The 18,086-nt window shown below is 72.5% G+C and carries 14 protein-coding genes and 1 riboswitch; of the genes, 10 read left to right on the forward strand and 4 right to left on the reverse strand.

Going from position 1 to position 18,086, the window contains the following annotated elements:
* Positions 1-21 precede the first annotated feature (21 nt).
* Positions 22-426, forward strand: coding sequence for a sel1 repeat family protein (locus STRVI_RS09350; RefSeq protein WP_014055393.1), 405 nt, complete (start codon positions 22-24; stop codon positions 424-426).
* A gap of 232 nt (positions 427-658) precedes the next feature.
* Here the strand turns inward: STRVI_RS09350 and STRVI_RS09355 are convergent, their stop codons facing one another.
* Positions 659-3,112: a DNA gyrase/topoisomerase IV subunit A gene (locus STRVI_RS09355; RefSeq protein WP_014055394.1), complete on the reverse strand. Its 2,454-nt coding sequence runs from the start codon at positions 3,110-3,112 to the stop codon at positions 659-661.
* Between the two features lie 313 nt (positions 3,113-3,425).
* Between STRVI_RS09355 and STRVI_RS09360 the strand changes: the two genes are divergently transcribed.
* The 4 genes from STRVI_RS09360 (at position 3,426) to STRVI_RS09375 (ending at position 8,464) form a co-directional block, all read left to right on the forward strand.
* A complete protein-coding gene (locus STRVI_RS09360; RefSeq protein ID WP_014055395.1) occupies positions 3,426-4,796 on the forward strand; it encodes a M16 family metallopeptidase in 1,371 nt (456 codons plus the stop codon).
* A gap of 20 nt (positions 4,797-4,816) precedes the next feature.
* On the forward strand, positions 4,817-6,199 hold the full coding sequence (locus tag STRVI_RS09365; protein WP_043238307.1) for a M16 family metallopeptidase: 1,383 nt from the start codon (positions 4,817-4,819) through the stop codon (positions 6,197-6,199).
* Between the two features lie 289 nt (positions 6,200-6,488).
* A riboswitch (cyclic di-AMP (ydaO/yuaA leader) is annotated at positions 6,489-6,652 on the forward strand.
* A gap of 14 nt (positions 6,653-6,666) precedes the next feature.
* On the forward strand, positions 6,667-7,461 hold the full coding sequence (locus tag STRVI_RS09370; RefSeq protein WP_014055397.1) for a M23 family metallopeptidase: 795 nt from the start codon (positions 6,667-6,669) through the stop codon (positions 7,459-7,461).
* A 247-nt stretch (positions 7,462-7,708) separates the two neighbouring features.
* Positions 7,709-8,464 carry a GntR family transcriptional regulator gene (locus STRVI_RS09375; protein ID WP_050993644.1) on the forward strand — a complete coding sequence of 252 codons (756 nt, stop codon included), beginning with the start codon at positions 7,709-7,711 and terminating at the stop codon, positions 8,462-8,464.
* Between the two features lie 193 nt (positions 8,465-8,657).
* On the opposite strand, the gene STRVI_RS09380 is transcribed toward STRVI_RS09375, so the two are convergent.
* On the reverse strand, positions 8,658-8,939 hold the full coding sequence (locus tag STRVI_RS09380) for an HPr family phosphocarrier protein (protein WP_014055399.1): 282 nt from the start codon (positions 8,937-8,939) through the stop codon (positions 8,658-8,660).
* Positions 8,940-9,129: 190 nt separating this feature from the next.
* On the opposite strand from STRVI_RS09380, the gene STRVI_RS09385 reads away from it, so the two are divergent.
* From STRVI_RS09385 to STRVI_RS09400, 4 genes are all read left to right on the forward strand, one after another.
* The gene (locus STRVI_RS09385; RefSeq protein WP_050993913.1) at positions 9,130-12,018 is read left to right on the forward strand and encodes a bifunctional acetate--CoA ligase family protein/GNAT family N-acetyltransferase; all 2,889 of its coding nucleotides are present in this window, start codon (positions 9,130-9,132) and stop codon (positions 12,016-12,018) included.
* Positions 12,019-12,080: 62 nt separating this feature from the next.
* Positions 12,081-12,677 (forward strand): DUF5998 family protein, encoded by a 597-nt coding sequence (locus STRVI_RS09390; protein ID WP_014055401.1) that lies wholly within the window; start codon positions 12,081-12,083, stop codon positions 12,675-12,677.
* A complete protein-coding gene (locus STRVI_RS09395) occupies positions 12,677-13,918 on the forward strand; it encodes an alkaline phosphatase family protein (RefSeq protein WP_014055402.1) in 1,242 nt (413 codons plus the stop codon). The genes STRVI_RS09390 and STRVI_RS09395 overlap by 1 nt, the downstream gene beginning before the upstream one ends.
* A 43-nt stretch (positions 13,919-13,961) precedes the next feature.
* Complete coding sequence (locus tag STRVI_RS09400; protein WP_014055403.1) at positions 13,962-14,606, forward strand: thymidine kinase; 645 nt, start codon at positions 13,962-13,964, stop codon at positions 14,604-14,606.
* A gap of 55 nt (positions 14,607-14,661) precedes the next feature.
* Here the strand turns inward: STRVI_RS09400 and STRVI_RS09405 are convergent, their stop codons facing one another.
* The gene (locus STRVI_RS09405; RefSeq protein ID WP_014055404.1) at positions 14,662-15,435 is read right to left on the reverse strand and encodes a VOC family protein; all 774 of its coding nucleotides are present in this window, start codon (positions 15,433-15,435) and stop codon (positions 14,662-14,664) included.
* Between the two features lie 287 nt (positions 15,436-15,722).
* Between STRVI_RS09405 and STRVI_RS09410 the strand changes: the two genes are divergently transcribed.
* Positions 15,723-16,559, forward strand: coding sequence for a sulfurtransferase (locus STRVI_RS09410; protein ID WP_014055405.1), 837 nt, complete (start codon positions 15,723-15,725; stop codon positions 16,557-16,559).
* Positions 16,560-16,649: 90 nt separating this feature from the next.
* On the opposite strand, the gene sepH is transcribed toward STRVI_RS09410, so the two are convergent.
* Positions 16,650-17,732 (reverse strand): septation protein SepH, encoded by a 1,083-nt coding sequence (gene sepH, locus STRVI_RS09415; protein WP_078505186.1) that lies wholly within the window; start codon positions 17,730-17,732, stop codon positions 16,650-16,652.
* Positions 17,733-18,086: the final 354 nt, after the last annotated feature.

Below are 18,086 nucleotides of genomic sequence, written 5' to 3' on the forward strand. Positions count from 1 at the left end.
TCGGGGGCGGAGGGGGCGGATATGGGCGGTTTATGGGCGCGGTGGCGCAGGCGCCGGGGGAGACGCGGGGCGCGCTCGCTGGACCCCGGGCTGAGGGCGATGGTGCGGGCGGCCTACGACGAGGGGCGGCCGATTCCCGAATCGCTCGCCCGTAAGGCGGCCGAGGCCGGTGATCCGCGGGGGATGACCGTCTACGGCATCGGGCTGGGCGAGCGGGGCGCGTACGCCGAGGCGGTCCACTGGCTCGGCAAGGCCGCCGCGACGGGTGACCTCTCGGCCATGGTGGTGCTCGGCACCGTCCATCTGGACCATGGTGAACTGGGCGAGGCGGAGCGGCACTTCCGGCGGGCGGCGGACCGTGGCCACGCCGGTGCGCGCCTCGCCCTCCGGCAGTTGCGTGCCCGGCGCAACGGCAGCGGCCACTGAAAGGTGTGCCGCGGCCTTCCGCCGTCCGCGAGGGTCGGGGCCTTCCGCAAGCCTTCCGCCGTCCCAGGGCGCCGGGGCCGGGGGAGTGAACGGCGCGGTGGCCCGTGAACGCCGCGGGGGCCTGTGAACGGTGAGGGTGCCCGCGAAGGCCGCAGGGGCCGGTGAACGGCAAGGGGCGCGGCACCCTCGCGGTGCCGCGCCCCTGCTGCGCGCTCGTCCTGCTCGTGCCGGGCTACACCGGCCCGGCCACCACCGTCACCGGCTTGGCGAGCGGCTCACCCGAGCCGTCCCGGCGCGGGTCGATCTCCGGCAGCGCCGCCGGGGTGCCGTTCGCCCCCGCCGCGCGGGCCGGGGTCGCACCCGCCCAGGCCAGGACCAGGATGTCCTCGCCCTTCAGGAACCGATGACAGCGCACCCCGCCCGTGGCCCGGCCCTTGCGCGGGTACTGGTCGAAGGGGGTGAGCTTTGCCGACTGCTGCACCGAGTCATCGAGCGTGCCGCTCGAGCCCGCGATCGTGAAGACCACCGCGTCGCTCGCCGGGTCGACGGCCGTGAACGAGATCACCTTGGCGCCGGAGGCGAGCTTGACGCCCGCCATGCCGCCCGCGGCGCGGCCCTGCGGCCGCACCTGGCTCGCCGCGTAGCGCAGCAACTGGGCGTCGTCGGTGATGAAGACCAGATCCTCCTCGCCGGTGCGCAGCTCCACCGCGCCCACGATCCGGTCGCCCTCCTTGAGGCCGATGACCTCCAACTCGTCCTTGTTGGCTGGGTAGTCGGGAACCACGCGCTTGACGACGCCCTGCTCCGTGCCGATCGCGAGCCCCGGTGAGGACTCGTCCAGGGTGGTGAGGCAGATCAGCTCCTCGCCCTCCTCCAGGGAGAGGAACTCGGCGATGGGCGCTCCGCCCGCCAGATTGGGCGGCCCGGCCGACTCCGGGAGCATCGGGAGGTCGATCACCGTGAGCCGCAGCAGCCGCCCGGTCGAGGTCACCGCCCCCACGGATCCCCGGGCCGTCGCCGGGACCGCCGAGAGGATCACATCGTGCTTGGCGCGCTTGGCCTTCCCCTCGACCGGGAACGGCTCGCCGTCGGCGGTACGGGCCAGCAGCCCGGTGGAGGACAGCAGCACCCGGCAGGGGTCGTCCGCGACCTCCAGCGGCACCGCGGTCACCGGTGCGTTCGACGACTCCAGCAGCACCGTGCGGCGCGGGGTGCCGAACTTCTTGGCCACCGCGGCCAGTTCGCCGGAGACCAGCTTGCGCAGCTCGGCGTCGGAGTCGAGGATCCGGGTCAGCTCCTCGATCTCGGTGTTGAGCCGGTCGCGCTCCGATTCCAGCTCCAGCCGGTCGAACTTGGTCAGCCTGCGCAGCGGAGTGTCCAGGATGTACTGCGTCTGGACCTCGGAGAGGCCGAAGCGCTGGATGAGGGACCGCTTGGCCTCCGCCGCGTTGTCGCTCTGCCGGATGAGGCGGATGACCTCGTCGATGTCGAGGAGGGCCACCAGCAGGCCCTCGACCAGGTGCAGCCGGTTGCGCCGCTTGGTGCGGCGGAACTCGCTGCGCCGCCGGACCACGTTGAAGCGGTGGTCGAGATAGACCTCCAGCAGCTCCTTCAGCCCCAGCGTGAGCGGCTGGCCGTCCACCAGCGCCACGTTGTTGATGCCGAAGGACTCCTCCATCGGCGTGAGCTTGTAGAGCTGCTCCAGCACGGCCTCGGGGTTGAAGCCGTTCTTGATCTCGATGACCAGCCGCAGCCCGTGCTCGCGGTCGGTGAGGTCCTTGACGTCCGCGATGCCCTGCAGCTTCTTCGCGCCGACCAGGTCCTTGATCTTGGAGATGACCTTCTCGGGTCCCACGGCGAAGGGCAGCTCAGTGACGACGAGGCCCTTACGGCGGGCCGTCACGTCCTCCACGGCCACCGTGGCGCGGATCTTGAAGGTGCCGCGCCCGGTCTCGTACGCGTCCCGGACGCCGCTCATGCCGACGATCCGGCCGCCGGTGGGCAGGTCGGGGCCCGGCACATGGCGCATCAGGGTGTCGAGGTCCGCGCCCGGGTGCCTGATGAGATGGCGGGCGGCGGCGATGACCTCGCCAAGGTTGTGCGGCGGCATATTGGTCGCCATGCCGACCGCGATCCCGGACGTGCCGTTGACCAGCAGGTTCGGATAGGCGGCGGGGAGGGTGACCGGCTCCTGCTCACTGCCGTCGTAATTCGGGGAGAAGTCGACCGTTTCCTCGTCGATCGACTCCGTCATCAGCGAGCTCGCCGACGCCATGCGGCACTCGGTGTACCGCATCGCGGCGGGCGGGTCGTCGTTGCCCAGGGAGCCGAAGTTCCCGTGGCCGTCGACCATCGGCAGGCGCATGGAGAACGGCTGCGCCATGCGCACCAGCGCGTCATAGATCGACGCGTCGCCGTGCGGATGGAGCTTTCCCATCACCTCGCCGACGACGCGGGCGCACTTGACGAAGCCGCGCTCGGGGCGCAGCCCCATCTCGTTCATCTGGTAGAGGATGCGGCGGTGCACGGGCTTCAGCCCGTCACGGGCGTCGGGCAGCGCGCGCGAGTAGATGACCGAGTAGGCGTACTCGAGGTAGGAGCCCTGCATCTCGTCGACGACGTCGATGTCGAGGATGCGCTCCTCGAAGTCGTCCGGCGGCGGGGTCTTCGTGCTGCGGCGGGCCATCGCGCTTGCGGCTCCTTCAACTGCCGATGCGGGATCTGACGCGGACCATTGTGGCCCGGGCCGCCGACAAGTGTGGAACGGCCCGGGGTCGCAAGGCCCGGAGCGGGTCCCGAAACCGGGTCCGGCAACCCCGTGTGACGGCCCCTCGAAGGGCGATGTGCGGCGCCCGAGGGGCTGCGGAAACGGTTCGCGGCAGCTTGGGAGGACGGGAACGGACCGGAACTTCGCCAGATGTCCGTCCCCTTGCATACAGTGACAGAAGCGCTGCGCATGCGGCTGGCACGCGCTCCATCACGCGATCGAAGGGACGTACATGCCCATGGGTCACACGGCCACGCAGCAGGCCGGCTCCGGCGGCCTGAAAGCGACCGAGCACCGCCTGGCCAATGGCCTGCGCGTGGTGCTCTCCGAGGACCATCTGACCCCGGTCGCCGCGGTCTGTCTGTGGTACGACGTCGGCTCGCGCCATGAGGTCAAGGGGCGCACCGGCCTGGCTCACCTCTTCGAGCACCTGATGTTCCAGGGCTCGGCGCAGGTGACCGGCAACGGCCACTTCGAGCTGGTGCAGGGGGCCGGCGGCTCGCTCAACGGCACGACCAGCTTCGAGCGCACCAATTACTTCGAGACCATGCCCGCCCACCAGGTCGAGCTCGCCCTGTGGCTGGAGGCCGACCGGATGGGGTCCCTCCTGACCGCGCTGGACGAGGAGAGCCTGGAGAACCAGCGCGACGTCGTCAAGAACGAGCGCCGCCAGCGGTACGACAACGTCCCGTACGGCACCGCCTTCGAGAAGCTCGTCTCCATGGCGTACCCCGAGGGCCACCCGTACCACCACACCCCGATCGGCTCCATGGCCGACCTGGACGCGGCTTCCCTGGAGGACGCGCGGGAGTTCTTCCGCACCTACTACGCCCCGAACAACGCCGTGCTGTCGATCGTGGGCGACATCGACCCCGAGCAGACGCTCGCCTGGATCGAGAAGTACTTCGGCTCCATCCCCTCGCACGACGGCAAGCGGCCGCCCCGCGACGGCACGCTCCCGGAGGTGATCGGCGACCAGCTTCGCGAGGTCGTGGAGGAGGAGGTCCCGGCCCGCGCCCTGATGGCCGCCTACCGGCTGCCGCACGACGGCACCCGTGAGGCGGACGCCGCCGATCTGGCGCTGACCGTCCTCGGCGGCGGGGAGTCCTCCCGGCTCCACAACCGCCTGGTGCGCCGCGACCGCACCGCCGTGGCCGCCGGATTCGGCCTGCTGCGGCTGTCCGGCGCCCCCTCGCTGGGCTGGCTGGACGTGAAGACCTCCGGCGGTGTCGAGGTGCCGGCCATCGAGACCGCCGTCGACGAGGAGCTGGCCCGCTTCGCCGAGGAGGGGCCGACCCCGCAGGAGATGGAGCGGGCGCAGGCGCAGATCGAGCGCGAGTGGCTGGACCGGCTGGCCACGGTCGGCGGCCGGGCCGACGAGCTCTGCCGGTACGCCGTGCTCTTCGGCGACCCGCAGTTGGCGCTGACCGCCGTGGAGCGGGTGCTCGACATCACCGCCGAGGAGGTGCGGGCCGTGGCCGCGGCGCGGCTGCGCCCCGACAACCGCGCCGTGCTGGTCTACGAGCCCGTCCAGGGCGCCGAGGACGCAGCCGACACCGCCGAAGCCGCCGAGACCGACGCAGAAGGGGAGGCGGCCCAGTGAGCGACGCCGTCACCGCGACCATGACCTTCCACCCGCAGCCCAAGGGCGGCGCGCCCAAGCTGTGGGCGTTCCCGGCCCCCGAGCGCGGTGAGCTGCCCAACGGCCTTACGGTGCTGCGCTGCCACCGCCCCGGCCAGCAGGTCGTCGCCGTCGAGATCAATCTGGAGGCGCCGCTGGACGCCGAGCCGGCCGGGATCGAAGGCGTCGCCACGATCATGGCGCGCGCCCTGTCGGAGGGCACCGACAAGCACGACGCCGAGGAGTTCGCCGCCGAGCTCGAGCGCTGCGGCGCCACGCTGGACGCGCATGCCGACCACCCCGGCCTCCGCGTCTCCCTGGAGGTCCCGGTCTCCCGGCTGCCCAAGGCGCTCGGGCTGCTGGCCGACGCCCTGCGTGCCCCCGCCTTCCCGGACGGCGAGGTCGAGCGGCTGGTGCGCAACCGGCTGGACGAGATCCCCCATGAGCTGGCCAACCCGGCCCGCCGCGCCTCGATGGCCCTCTCCGCGGCCCTCTTCCCGGCCGAGTCGCGGATGTCCCGGCCGCGCCAGGGCACCCAGGAGACCATCGAGGGCATCGACGCCGCGGCCGTGCGGGCCTTCTACGAGGCGCATGTCCGCCCCTCCACCGCCACCGCCGTCATCGTGGGCGACCTCACCGGGGTCGACCTCGACGGGGCCCTCGCCGACACCCTGGGCGCCTGGACGGGCGGGGCGGGCGCGCCGCGCACGGTTCCCCCGATCGTCGCGGACGACCTCGGCCGTGTGGTGATCGTCGACCGGCCGGGTGCGGTGCAGACCCAGTTGCTCATCGGGCGCGTCGGCGCCGACCGCCACGACCGGATCTGGCCCGCGCAGGTGCTCGGCACGTACTGCCTCGGCGGCACCCTCACCTCCCGCCTCGACCGTGTGCTGCGCGAGGAGAAGGGCTACACCTACGGGGTGCGCGCCTTCGGCCAGGTGCTGCGCTCCGCGCCCCCGGCGCCCTCGGGCGGCTCCGCGGGCGCCGCGATGCTCGCGATCAGCGGCTCGGTGGCCACCGAGGTCACCGGGCCCGCGCTGGAGGACCTCTGGAAGGTGCTGCGCACGCTGAAGGAGGAGGGGCTCACCGACGAGGAGCGCGATGTCGCGGTGCAGAACCTGGTGGGCGTCGCCCCGCTGAAGTACGAGACGGCGGCGTCCGTCGCGGGCACTCTCGCCGACCAGGTCGAGCAGCACCTTCCGGACGATTTCCAGGCGCAGTTGTACGCCCGCCTCGCGGAGACCGGCACGGTGGAGGCGACCGCCGCGGTGGTGTCCGCCTTCCCGGCGGACCGGCTGGTCACGGTGCTGGTCGGGGACGCCTCGGCGATCGAGGAGCCGGTCCGGGCGCTGGGCATCGGCGAGGTGAGCGTCATCTCGGGCTGAGCCGCCCGGAGTTGGCCGGATCCGGACCAAGAACCGGTGATCCGGCCGGCTCACTGACGATCCGGGTCCGCTGACGATCCGGCAGCCGGTCCGCTCAACGAGCTCACAGCGGAAGGACCCTGGCCCCATAAGGGTGCCGGGGTCCTTCCTTCATGCCCGATTTGCGGGAGTGACAGCTTGTTTGGTTTGTGGGGAGAGCAACAAAAAACCGGAACCGTTTGGTGATCGAAAGCGGGCCCGTTTAGCGTCAGTCCGGCTGTTCGCCAGCAACCCGCCGCACCCGCGGCACGGACAGTCATCGCCGAGTCCCCGTACGGCGCGAGCCAGGGGAGCCGGGGACCCACACGTCCCCAGGGGTGAATCGGGCGCCTTCCCCGGCCGGGGGAGGAGTCCGTAGGAGACCTTCCTGCTCCGAACCCGTCAGCTAACCCGGTAGGCGAGAAGGAAGGAAAGGAGTGCGCCTCAGCATGGCGTCCACCCGCACTGCCACCGGGAAACACCGCCGCACCACCAAGGTCAACGTCCGCACCGGCGCGAACGTCGTGGGCATCACCACCGTCGCCTCGGGCGTCGTCGCCGGGATCACCGGACAGGCGTTCGCGGCCGACACGGGCCCCAGCCCCCAGCAGGCCGGTCTGACCCAGGCGATCGTGATCGGCGACGGGATCGCGGACCAGATCGAGGCCCAGGCGCAGTCCCAGGAGACCGCCGCCGAGCAGGCCGCCGCCAAGGCCAAGGCGGAGGCGATCGCCCGCCAGGAGGCCGCCAGAAAGGCGGAGGCCACGGCGAAGAGGGCCAAAGCCGAGCGCGAGGCCAAGGAGCGCGCGGCGCGCGAGGCCGAGCGCAAGCGCCTCAACACCTTCGAGACGCCGATCACCGGCTCCTACGTCTCCACCGGCTACCAGGCGGCCAGCGGACTGTGGTCCTCCGGCAGCCACACCGGCATCGACTTCCACGCCTCCTCCGGCACCTCCGTGCACTCCGTGGGCATGGGCGAGATCGTCGAGGCGGGCTGGGGCGGCTCCTACGGCAACAACGTCGTCATCAAGATGAACGACGGCACCTACACCCAGTACGGCCACCTGTCGTCCATCAGCGTCTCGGTCGGCCAGAAGGTCACCCCCGGCCAGCAGATCGGCCTGTCGGGCGCCACCGGCAACGTCACCGGACCGCATCTGCACTTCGAGGCCCGCACCAGCCCGGACTACGGCTCGGACATCGACCCCCTGGCGTATCTGCGCTCGCACGGCGTCAACGTCTGACCTCGCGGACTCCGCGGACGTCCGACCCCGCGAGACGCCGCGCACGCCGCGGTCCCGCGAGAATCCGAGAAGGCCCCGTCCACCGGACGGGGCCTTCGGCGTGCCGCCGCCCGCTGACCAAAAAATATCCATGAAATGCACTCCGCCATCGGAAATGACGTCCGATTGGAATAGAGTCGTTCAACGCGCGTTCCATGGATGCGTTTCGCGGGCGTTAAGGCGGAGGTTCGACAATGTGGGACCGGAAATGAGCGGGGATACGACCGCGGTCCAGGGCGGTCGCCGGATTTCGGCGCATGCGGTGTGCACGGCGATTCGCGACGACATCGTCTCCGGCACATATCAGCCCGGCAGCAGGCTCACCGAGGAACTTCTCGCCCGGCGCTACGGTGTCTCGCGGGTGCCGGTCCGCGAGGCCCTGCGCACCCTGGAGTCCGAGGGCTTCGTGACGACCCGGCGGCATGCGGGGGCCTGCGTCGCCCAGCCCTCCGAGCGCGAGGCGGCCGATCTGCTGGACATCCGGGCGCTGCTGGAGCCGTTGGGCGCCGCACGGGCCGCACAGCGCCGTACCGAGGCCCATCTGAAGGTGTTGCGCGGGCTGGTCCGGCTCGGCCGGGAGCGGGCCCAGCACGGCCGTCTCGGCGAGCTGCCGCCGCTGGGCGACTGGTTCCACGAGACGCTCGCCCAGGCGTCCGGCAGCCCGAGCCTGGCCGCCATGCTCGTCCAACTGCGCCGCAAGACCGCGTGGGTGTACGCGCCCGCTCCCGCGCCGCAGCCCGTACCGCCCGGGAGCGCCCGGCGCCCCGACCCGGCCGCGCGGGCCGTGGAGTCCTGGGCGGAGCACGGTGCGCTGGTGAACGCGGTGGCGCGCGGCGACGCCGACCGGGCGCGGGCGCTCGCCGCGGCGCACACCGAGCGCGCGCTGGCGGAATACCGGCTGCGCCGCCCGATCCCGGTGAGGGCTTCGAAACATTCCGTAAACACGGCGAGCGGCCGGAATTAACAGCGATCCCGTATACAACTCTCGGGAATTCTCTGCGTGCTTTCGCGGCGCCCGGTTCTCGCTCTTCCGGATCGGGGTGGAAACGGAAAAACAGCGGGGCCGCGGTGGCCGTAATGGTCACCGCGGCCCCGCCGTGCCGAATCCTTGATTCACGCGGGAATCACACGGGAATCACAGGTGGATCAGAGGGGGATCAGACGGTCTCGGGAAGCTCCTCGAGGCCCTCCGCCACGAGCTTCGCCAGCCGGTCGAGCGCGACCTCGGCATCGTCCGTGTCGGAGGCGAGGACGACCTCCTCGCCGCCCTGGGCGCCGAGGCCCAGCACGGCCAGCATGGAGGCGGCGTTGACCGGGGTGCCGTCGCCCTTGGCGATCGTGATGGGGACGCCTGCGGCGGTGGCCGCCCGGACGAAGATCGACGCAGGGCGGGCGTGCAGGCCCTCGGCCCAGCCGATGGTGACGCGGCGCTCAGCCATGGTGTTGCCCTTCAGGTGTGACGGGTGCTGTTGTCTAGACCAAAATCATACGGTGTCCGGATTCACCCGGCCGATGTCCGAGTGGGCCCGGGCATGCCCGGACTGGCCCGATACGGACCTTCCCTCGACACTTGGGCCCGACGCAAGGGTGTCCACCATCCGGACCGGGCCGGCCCGTACCCTGGGCCCCATGCGGAGCCCGTCGGACCGTCACGCCTACCCGACCCACTGGGAAGCCGATGTGGTGCTCCGGGACGGCGGCACGGCACAGATCCGTCCCATCACCCCAGATGACGCCCAACGGCTGGTCAGCTTCTACGAGCGGGTCTCGGACGAGTCGAAGTACTACCGCTTCTTCGCGCCCTACCCCCGCCTCTCCGACCGCGACGTCCACCGCTTCACCCACCACGACTACGTCGACCGGGTGGGTCTGGCGGCCATCGTGGGGGATGAGTTCATCGCCACCGTGCGGTACGACCGCATCGACGGACGGGGGATGCCGGCCGCGGCCCCCGCCGACGAGGCCGAGGTCGCCTTCCTCGTCCAGGACGCCCACCAGGGCCGCGGGGTGGCCTCCGCGCTCCTCGAACACATCGCCGCCGTCGCGCGCGAGCGGGACATCCGCCGGTTCGCCGCCGAGGTGCTGCCCGCCAACACCAAGATGATCAAGGTGTTCACGGACGCGGGCTATACCCAGAAGCGCAGCTTCGAGGACGGCGTCGTCCGCCTCGAATTCGACCTCGAACCCACCGACCGCTCCCTGGCCGTCATGCGCGCCCGCGAGCAGCGGGCCGAGGCCCGCTCCGTCCAGCGGCTGCTCGCGCCCGGCTCCGTCGCCGTCATCGGCACCAGCCGCACGCCCGGCGGCGTCGGCCGCACCGTGCTGCGCAACCTCCTGGACGGTGGCTTCACGGGACGCGTCCACGCCGTCAACCACGCCTTCCCCGACGACATGGCGCACCTGGAGCCCGAGGGCGTCCCGGCCCACCGCTCGCTGCGCGCCATAGAGGAGCCCGTGGACCTGGCCGTCGTCGCCGTCCCCGCCGAGCGGGTGCCCGCCGTCGTGGCCGAATGCGGCGAGCACGGCGTCCAGGGCCTCGTCGTGCTCTCCGCCGGATACGCCGAGAGCGGGAGCGAGGGCCGCGACCGGCAGCGCGACCTCGTCCGCCAGGCCCGGTCGTACGGCATGCGCGTCATCGGCCCCAACGCCTTCGGCGTCAGCAACACCGCCGAGGGCGTCCGGCTGAACGCCTCGCTGTCCCCGCAACTGCCCAACCCCGGCCGGCTGGGCCTGTTCACCCAGTCCGGGGCGATCGGCATCGCGCTGCTGTCCGGGCTGCACCGGCGCGGCGCCGGGCTGGCGAGCCTCGCCGGAATCGCGGGGATATCGACCTTCGTATCCGCGGGGAACCGCGCCGACGTCTCGGGCAACGACCTCCTCCAGTACTGGTACGACGATCCGCGCACCGACGTCGTCCTGATGTACCTGGAGTCGATCGGCAATCCCCGCAAGTTCACCCGGCTCGCCCGGCGCACCGCCGCCGTCAAACCGGTGGTCGTCGTCAAGGGCGCCCGCCACACCGGCAGTGCCCCCACCGGCCATGCCGTGCCCACCACACAGATCCCGGACGCCACCGTCTCCGATCTGCTGCGGCAGGCGGGCGTCATCCGGGTCGACACCGTCACCGAACTCGCCGACACCGGGGTGCTGCTCGCCTCCCAGCCGCTGCCCGCCGGTCCGCGCGTCGCCATCCTCGGCAACTCCGAGTCGCTCGGCCTGATCACCTACGACGCCTGCCTGACCGAGGGGCTCCGCCCGCTGCCGCCCCGCGACCTGACCACGGCCGCCGCCCCGGACGACTTCCGGCGCGCCCTGACCGAGGCCCTTATCGACGACGCCTGCGACGCCGTCGTCGTCACCGCCATCCCCTCGGTCGGCGACGGGAATGCCGGCCCCGGGGATGGCGAGGGCAGCGCGGAGGCCCTCGCGACGGCCGTAAGAGAGGCGGCCCAGGCTTCCGGGCCCGGTCCGGCCAAGCCGGTGGCGGTGGTCCACCTGGAGATCCAGGAGCTCGCGGAGGCCCTGGCCGGCACCGGCGGCGAGCCCGCCCCGGGCACCCGCCGGATCCCCGCCTACCCCGCCGCCGAGCGGGCCGTGCGCGCGCTCGCCGAGGCCGTGCGGTACGCGCACTGGCGGCAGGAGGCCGCCGAGCCCGGGCGGGTCCCCGAGTACGACGACATCGACGAGGCGGGTGCGGCCGCGGACATCCAGGTGCTGCTCGCCCCGGCCGACGGCACCGGGGGCGACGGCGCGGGCGGCGGGCCCGGCGACGGTGAGGGCGGCGGGACCGGCGAAGCCACGGGCAGCGGAACCGGCGACGACGCGGGCCTCGGTGTCGAGCTGTCCGCCGCCGACACCCAGCGCCTCCTGGCCCGCTACGGCGTCAGCGTGCTGCCCGCCCTCCCCGCGCCCGGCCCCGACGCCGCCGTGCGGGCCGCCGAGCGGCTCGGCTTCCCGGTCGCGCTCAAGCCCACCGCCGCCCATCTGCGCCACCGCGCCGACCTGGGCGGGGTCCGGCTGGAGCTGGGCAGCGAGACGGAACTGCGCCGGGCCTACGCCGAGTTGACCGACTACCTGGGCCGGCCCGAGGAACTGGGGCTGGTCGTGCAGCGAATGGCGCCACGCGGCGTGGACACCGTCGTACGGGCCGCCATCGACCCCGCCGCCGGGGCCGTGCTCTCCTTCGGGCTCGCCGGCGCCCCCTCCGAACTGCTCGGCGACACCGCCCACGGCCTCGTCCCCGTCACCGGCCGGGACGCCGCCGAGCTGATCCGGTCCATCCGGACCGCGCCGCTGCTGTTCGGCTGGCGCGGCTCCAAGCCCGTGGACACCGCGGCCCTGGAGGAACTGCTGCTGCGGGTGTCCCGCCTGGTGGACGACCAACCCGAGATGGTCGCCGTCGACCTCGAACCCGTCGTCGTCGCCCAGCAGGGCCTCTCCGTGCTCGGCGCCTCGGCGCGGCTCGCCCCGCCGCCCCCGCGCACCGACCTGGGCCCCCGCCACATGCCCGCCTACTGAGTCGTCCGGCGCCTTGGCGGGCACCGGCGCCGGTGTCGGCGCGGCCCCGTAGGATGGTGCACATGGCGAAGACCGGTACGACGACCCAGGGGCTGCGCGCGGCGATCGAGCGCAGCGGCTATTACCCGGCACTCGTGGCCGAAGCGGTGGAGGCCGCCGTGGGTGGTGAGCCCATCGTGTCGTACCTGGTCCATCAGGAGACCACCTTCGACGCCAACGAGGTCCGCCGCCATGTCACGGTCCTGGTCCTCACCGGGAACCGCTTCATCGTCAGCCACACCGACGAGCAGGCCGCGGACGGCACCTCCCCGTCGCCGTACGCCACCACCTCCACCGAGTCCGTGAAGCTCCAGCGGATCTCCTCGGTCGTGCTCAGCCGGGTCGTGGCCAACCCCGAGTCGTACACGCCGGGCACGCTGCCCCGCGAGGTGGTGCTGACCATCGGCTGGGGGGCCGTCAGCCGTCTCGACCTGGAGCCCGCCGCCTGCGGCGACCCCAACTGCGAGGCCGACCACGGCTACACGGGCTCGTCCACCGCCGACGACCTCAGCCTGCGCGTCAGCGAGGCGGGGGACGGCCCCGACACCGTCCGCCAGACCCTGGCCTTCGCCCAGGCGCTCTCCGAGGCCACCACGGCCACGCCGGACACCGGCCGCTGATGTCCGGCTCCGCCACCGGCCCGCTGCCCTCCGCCGCCTCCTTCTGGCCAGAGCCCACCCCGCTCGACCCCCGCTCCGCCCCCCTGCCGAAGTACGGCACCGGCTCGCTCGCCGATCTGCTGCCCGCCGTCGCCGCGGGCCAGGAGGTCCCCGGGCTCTCCTCCGGTCTGGCGCTCGCACCCGCCGACCGCGTCTGCGTCTTCCTGGTCGACGGCCTCGGCTGGGAGCTGCTGCGCGCCCACCCCGGCGAGGCGCCCTTCCTGACCTCGCTGCTGCCCAGTTCGCTGGGCGGTGCCGGGCAGCCGCTCACCGCGGGCTTCCCGTCCACCACCGCGACCTCGCTCGCCTCGGTGGGCACCGGCCTGCCTCCCGGCGCCCACGGCCTGCCCGGCTATACGGTGCGGGACCCCGGCACCGGCAAACTGATGAACCAGTTGCGCTGGCAGCCCTGGACGGATCCGCACGCCTGGCAGCCGTATCCGACCGTCTTCCAGCTCGCGGACGCCGCGGGCGTGCACACCTGCCAGGTCTCCGCGCCGACGTTCGCCGAGACCCCGCTCACCAAGATCGCGCTGAGCGGCGGCACCTTCCACGGGCGGCTCACCGGTGAGGAGCGGATGGACCTCGCGGCCGAGCAACTCGGCGCCGCGGGCCGCTCGCTCGTCTACACGTACTACAGCGAGGTGGACGGCAAGGGGCACCGCTTCGGCGTGGACTCGCCCGAGTGGCGTGGTCAGCTCCGCTATGTCGACGGGCTCGCCCAGCGGCTCGCCGAACAGCTCCCGCCCCGCTCGGCGCTCTATGTCACCGCCGACCACGGCATGATCGACATCCCCTTCGACCCGGAGTCGCGCATCGACTTCGACGAGGACTGGGAGCTGCGCGCGGGCGTCTCGCTGCTGGGCGGCGAGGGCCGCGCCCGCCATGTGTACGCCGTCCCCGGCGCCGCGGGCGATGTGCTGGCCGTCTGGCGTGAGGTGCTGGGGGAGCGGATGTGGGTGGCCGGCCGTGACGAGGCCATCGAGGCGGGCTGGTTCGGCGGGCCCGGCGGTGCCGATGGCGGCGGTAAGGGCGTCGACGACCGGGTCTACCGGCGGATCGGCGATATCGTGGCCGCCGCATGCGACGACGTCGCGATCGTCGCCTCGCACACCGAGCCGAAGGAGTCCGCCATGGTCGGGCTGCACGGTTCGATGACCCCCGTGGAGCAGTTGGTGCCGCTCCTCGAAGTACGCTCCTGAGCACCCCCGTTCACCCCCGCCCTACGAAAGGCTCCGCTTCCCCATGCCCGAGCTGGTGTTCTTTTCCGGAACGATGGACTGCGGAAAGAGCACCCTCGCTCTGCAGATCCAGCACAACCGCTCGGCGCGAGGGCTCCAGGGCATGATCTACACCCGGGACGACCGGGCGGGCGAGGGCAAGCTCTCCTCCCGGCTGGGTCTTGCCACCGAGGCGGTCGAGGTCGCCGACGACCTGGACTTCTACGACCATGTGGTCCAGGCGCTGACCGCCGGGGGCCGGGTCGACTACGTCATCGTGGACGAGGCGCAGTTCCTGATTCCGCCGCAGATCGACCAACTCGCCCGGGTGGTCGACGACCTGGAGCTGGACGTCTTCGCCTTCGGCATCACCACCGACTTCCGCAGCAAGCTCTTCCCCGGCTCCCAGCGCCTGGTGGAGCTCGCCGACCGGGTGGAGGTGCTGCAGGTGGAGGCGCTGTGCTGGTGCGGCGCCCGGGCGACGCACAACGCCCGTACCGTCGGCGGCCAGATGGTCGTCGAGGGCGCCCAGGTCGTCGTGGGCGACGTCAACCGGCCGGAGAGCGAGGTCGGTTACGAGGTGCTGTGCCGACGTCACCACCGGCGCCGGGTGACGGCCGCCGGAGCGCGCGCCGCCGCCCTGTCGCCGGATGTGCTGCCCGTCGACTGAGGGGTGCCCTGCTGATCAGCCCCTCAGCACCTGGCCCTCCGGCCGGCGCTCCCGGCTATCCCTCGGCGCGCCGTACGACGGTGAAGGCGGCGCCTTCCGGGTCCCGCACCGTGGCCCGGTGGCCGGTCGCTCCCCGCGACGGCGGCCGCACCAACTGACCGCCCAGCTCGGTCACCCGGCGCACCGTGTCGTCCACATCCTCCACCGCGAAGTGCGTCATCCAGTACGGGCCCCGGTCGCGCGGCAGGGCGTCGCCCACGCTCTGGATCGCGCAGACCGGCCGGCCGTCCAGATGCAGGGTGCGGCAGCCGGGCTCCTCCCCGGCCGTCGTCTCCGCCTGGTAGCCGAAGACCATCCGGTAGAACTTGTGGACCCCGGTGCCCTCGCGGGTCAGCAGCTCGTGCCAGACCGGGGTGCCCGGCGCCCCGGTCTCCTCCGCCGTGTACGTGGACTCCTGCCACACCCCGAACACCGCGCCCTCGGGGTCGGCGGCGATCAGCGTCCGGCCGGCCTCGTCGGCGTCCAGCGGGCCCACCGCCACGGTGCCGCCACAGGCGCGGATCATCTCGGCGGTCTCATCGGCGTCGTCGGACGCCAGATAGGTCGTCCAGGCCACGGGCAAATGGCGTTCCGGAGGCAGCTCGCTCAACCCGGCGACCGGCCGGCCGCCCTGGACCGCGCGGACGTACGCGCCGAGCTGCTGTGGGCCCGGTGTGAACTCCCAGCCGAACAGGGAGTGGTAGAAGTCCTGTGTCGCGGCAAGGCTGTGCACCATCAGACTCGTCCAGCAGGGCGTGCCCGGTGTGCGCCGAGTCGCTGCCTCGGTCATACGTCAATCTCTCCTCGGACCATCGTGGTGGACATGCGGCCCCGGGCCGGTCGGCGGCGCGGGGCGGTCGTGCGGAGGTGCTGATGCGGGGGGCCCGACCGATGTTTTCACCACCTGTCGCACATGGCGCCCTGGCGGAACCGCAATTCGCCGTGCCCCGCAGCAGAATGTCTGAATTACTACCGCATGTCCGTTTCGGCTTCATTGCGGTCTGGTGTCACCCAGCCATACACCGGGTGACCGGGTGGTCCAATCGACGCAGAGATATCTACGCAAGGATGGTTCCTATGCATGCCATCATCACCGCATCCGATCTCATGAGTGAGCTGGCGGAGGAGCAGCCTCCGCTCCTGCTCGATGTGCGCTGGCAACTCGGCGGGCCGCCTGGCCGCCCCGCATACGAGGCGGGGCATCTGCCCGGTGCCGTCTACGTCGATCTCGACACCGAACTCGCGGCCCCGCCCGGAAAGACCGGCCGCCACCCCCTGCCCGATCTTTCCGCGTTCGCGGTCGCGATGCGCCGGGCCGGAGTGAGCCAGGACCGGCGCGTAGTGGCGTACGACGGCGGACAGGGGTGGGCCGCGGCGCGCGCGTGGTGGCTGCTGCGCTGGGCGGGGCATCCGTCCGTCAGGGTGCTCGACGGAGGTCTGCCCGCCTGGACGGCGGTCGGCGGCGCCCTGTCCACCGATGAACCGGACGCGACCGAGGGCGACTTCGTCCCGCGGCCAGGGGCCATGCCACTGCTGGAGGCGGACGATGCGGCGTCGCTCGCGCGGCGCGGGGTGCTGCTGGACGCGCGCGCGGGCGAGCGCTACCGGGGCGAGGTCGAGCCCATCGACCCCGTCGGCGGCCATATCCCGGGCGCGGTCTCCGCCCCCACGGTGGAGAACGTCACCGCCGACGGTCACTTCCTGCCCGCCGACCGGCTGGCCGAGCGGTTCGCGGCCCTGGGCGCCACCGAGGACGCCGAGGTCGGGGTGTACTGCGGCTCCGGGGTCTCGGCCGCGCACCAGGTCCTGGCGCTGGCCGTCGCGGGCGTTCCGGCGGCCCTGTACGTCGGTTCCTGGAGCGAATGGTCCTCGGACGGCGGCCGTCCGGTGGCCACCGGCCCCGAGCGGGGCTGAACACGCCGCCGGGCCCTGCCGCCGGCGTGCGGTGGCAGGGCCCGGATCGGCCGCCGCCGGCCGTGGTGCGGCCGGCGGCTTCCTCCGCTGCTACTCCTGCTTCTTGCGGCGGGTGCCGAAGACGATCTCGTCCCAGCTCGGCACCGCGGCCCGGCGGCCCGGGCGGACGCCGTCCGCCTCCGCCTGCCGGTCCGTCGTACCGGTCAGCCGGTCGCGGTGGCCCGCCACCGAACGCGGCATCAGCACATCCGCGTACGCCGAACCCGCGCTCGCCGCGGAGGCGGGCGGCTCGACGGCCTCCGGCTCCTCGTCGGGCTCCTCCGGCGGAGCGGCCGACGCGACCGGCGCCTCCGGCACGACCATGTCGCCCCGGAAGTTGGGCACGGCCTCCAGCAGGCTGGTGAGCGAGTCCCGCTCACCGAGACCGTCGTCCAGCGAGGCGGACGCGGGCGTGGCCGCCGGGGAGTCGTCGTCGAAGCGCTCGGACGACGGCCGGTCGCGGTCCCGATCCCGGTCCCGCGGCAGCCGGGCGATCCGCGGCACGAACGGGAAGCTGGGCTCGGGCGTGTCGTCGGCCTCGCCGATCAGCGCCCGCGCCTCGTCGTCCACCGCCTGGACCAGCCGCCGGGGCGGGTCGTAGGTCCAGCTCGCCGAGTGCGGCTCACCGGCGACCCGGTAGACCAGCAGCACCTCCCAGGTGCCGTCGTCGCGCCGCCAGGAGTCCCACTGCGTGGTGTCCTTCTCGGCGCCGCGCAGCAGCAGCCGCTCCGCTACGGCCTCGCCGAGCTGCGGTCCGGTGTTCTCGCCGGGGCGGCGCACGGGAGTCTTACGGGCGCGCTCGGCCATGAAGGCGCGCTCCGCGAGCACCGGGCCCTCGAAGCGCCGCACGCGATCGACAGGGATGCCCGCCATCTGCGCGACCTCTTCGGCGGTGGCGCCGGCACGTATACGGGCCTGGATGTCACGGGGCCGCAGATGGCTCTCGACCTCGATCTCGATCTGGCCGAGCCGAGCGCGGTCATTGCGCACCGCGGCGCGCAGTCGCTCGTCGATGGGAAGCGTGTACTCCGTGCTGTCCGCAGCCTTGAGCACCAGCCGTGTGCCGTCGTTGCTGACGGCCACGACACGCAGTTCGGGCATGGGAACCTCCCGGGTGGTGCCTGCCGACGTCACGGTTGCGTCGCTGCTCTCCCGCTAGACGAGTGTGGCCTGCCCGGGTGCAGCCTGCCACAACTTTGCCGAGTTGCCCGGGCCGGTTGGTTGCCGCCTTCTGACCCCTCCCGCTGGGTCCGGGCGGCCGGACGGGAAAGCGGGGCCAGGGCTCGCCACAGTACTCCATTCGGGCCGCTCGGGTGGAGCGGCACGCCAGCCGAGTTCATGGCCGGAAGGGGGACCGGAGCCTGAATCCTTCGAAGTAAGGCCCAATTTGGGTGGCAAGTTTCACAGAAACGACAGAATCGGAACGATCTGCTTCGTTTATCGGTCACTTCTCCCTGCAGGCTGGAACGAATGTCCAAGCGAGGCGGT

Source organism: Streptomyces violaceusniger Tu 4113 (assembly GCF_000147815.2).
In the GTDB taxonomy this organism is placed as follows: domain Bacteria; phylum Actinomycetota; class Actinomycetes; order Streptomycetales; family Streptomycetaceae; genus Streptomyces; species Streptomyces violaceusniger_A.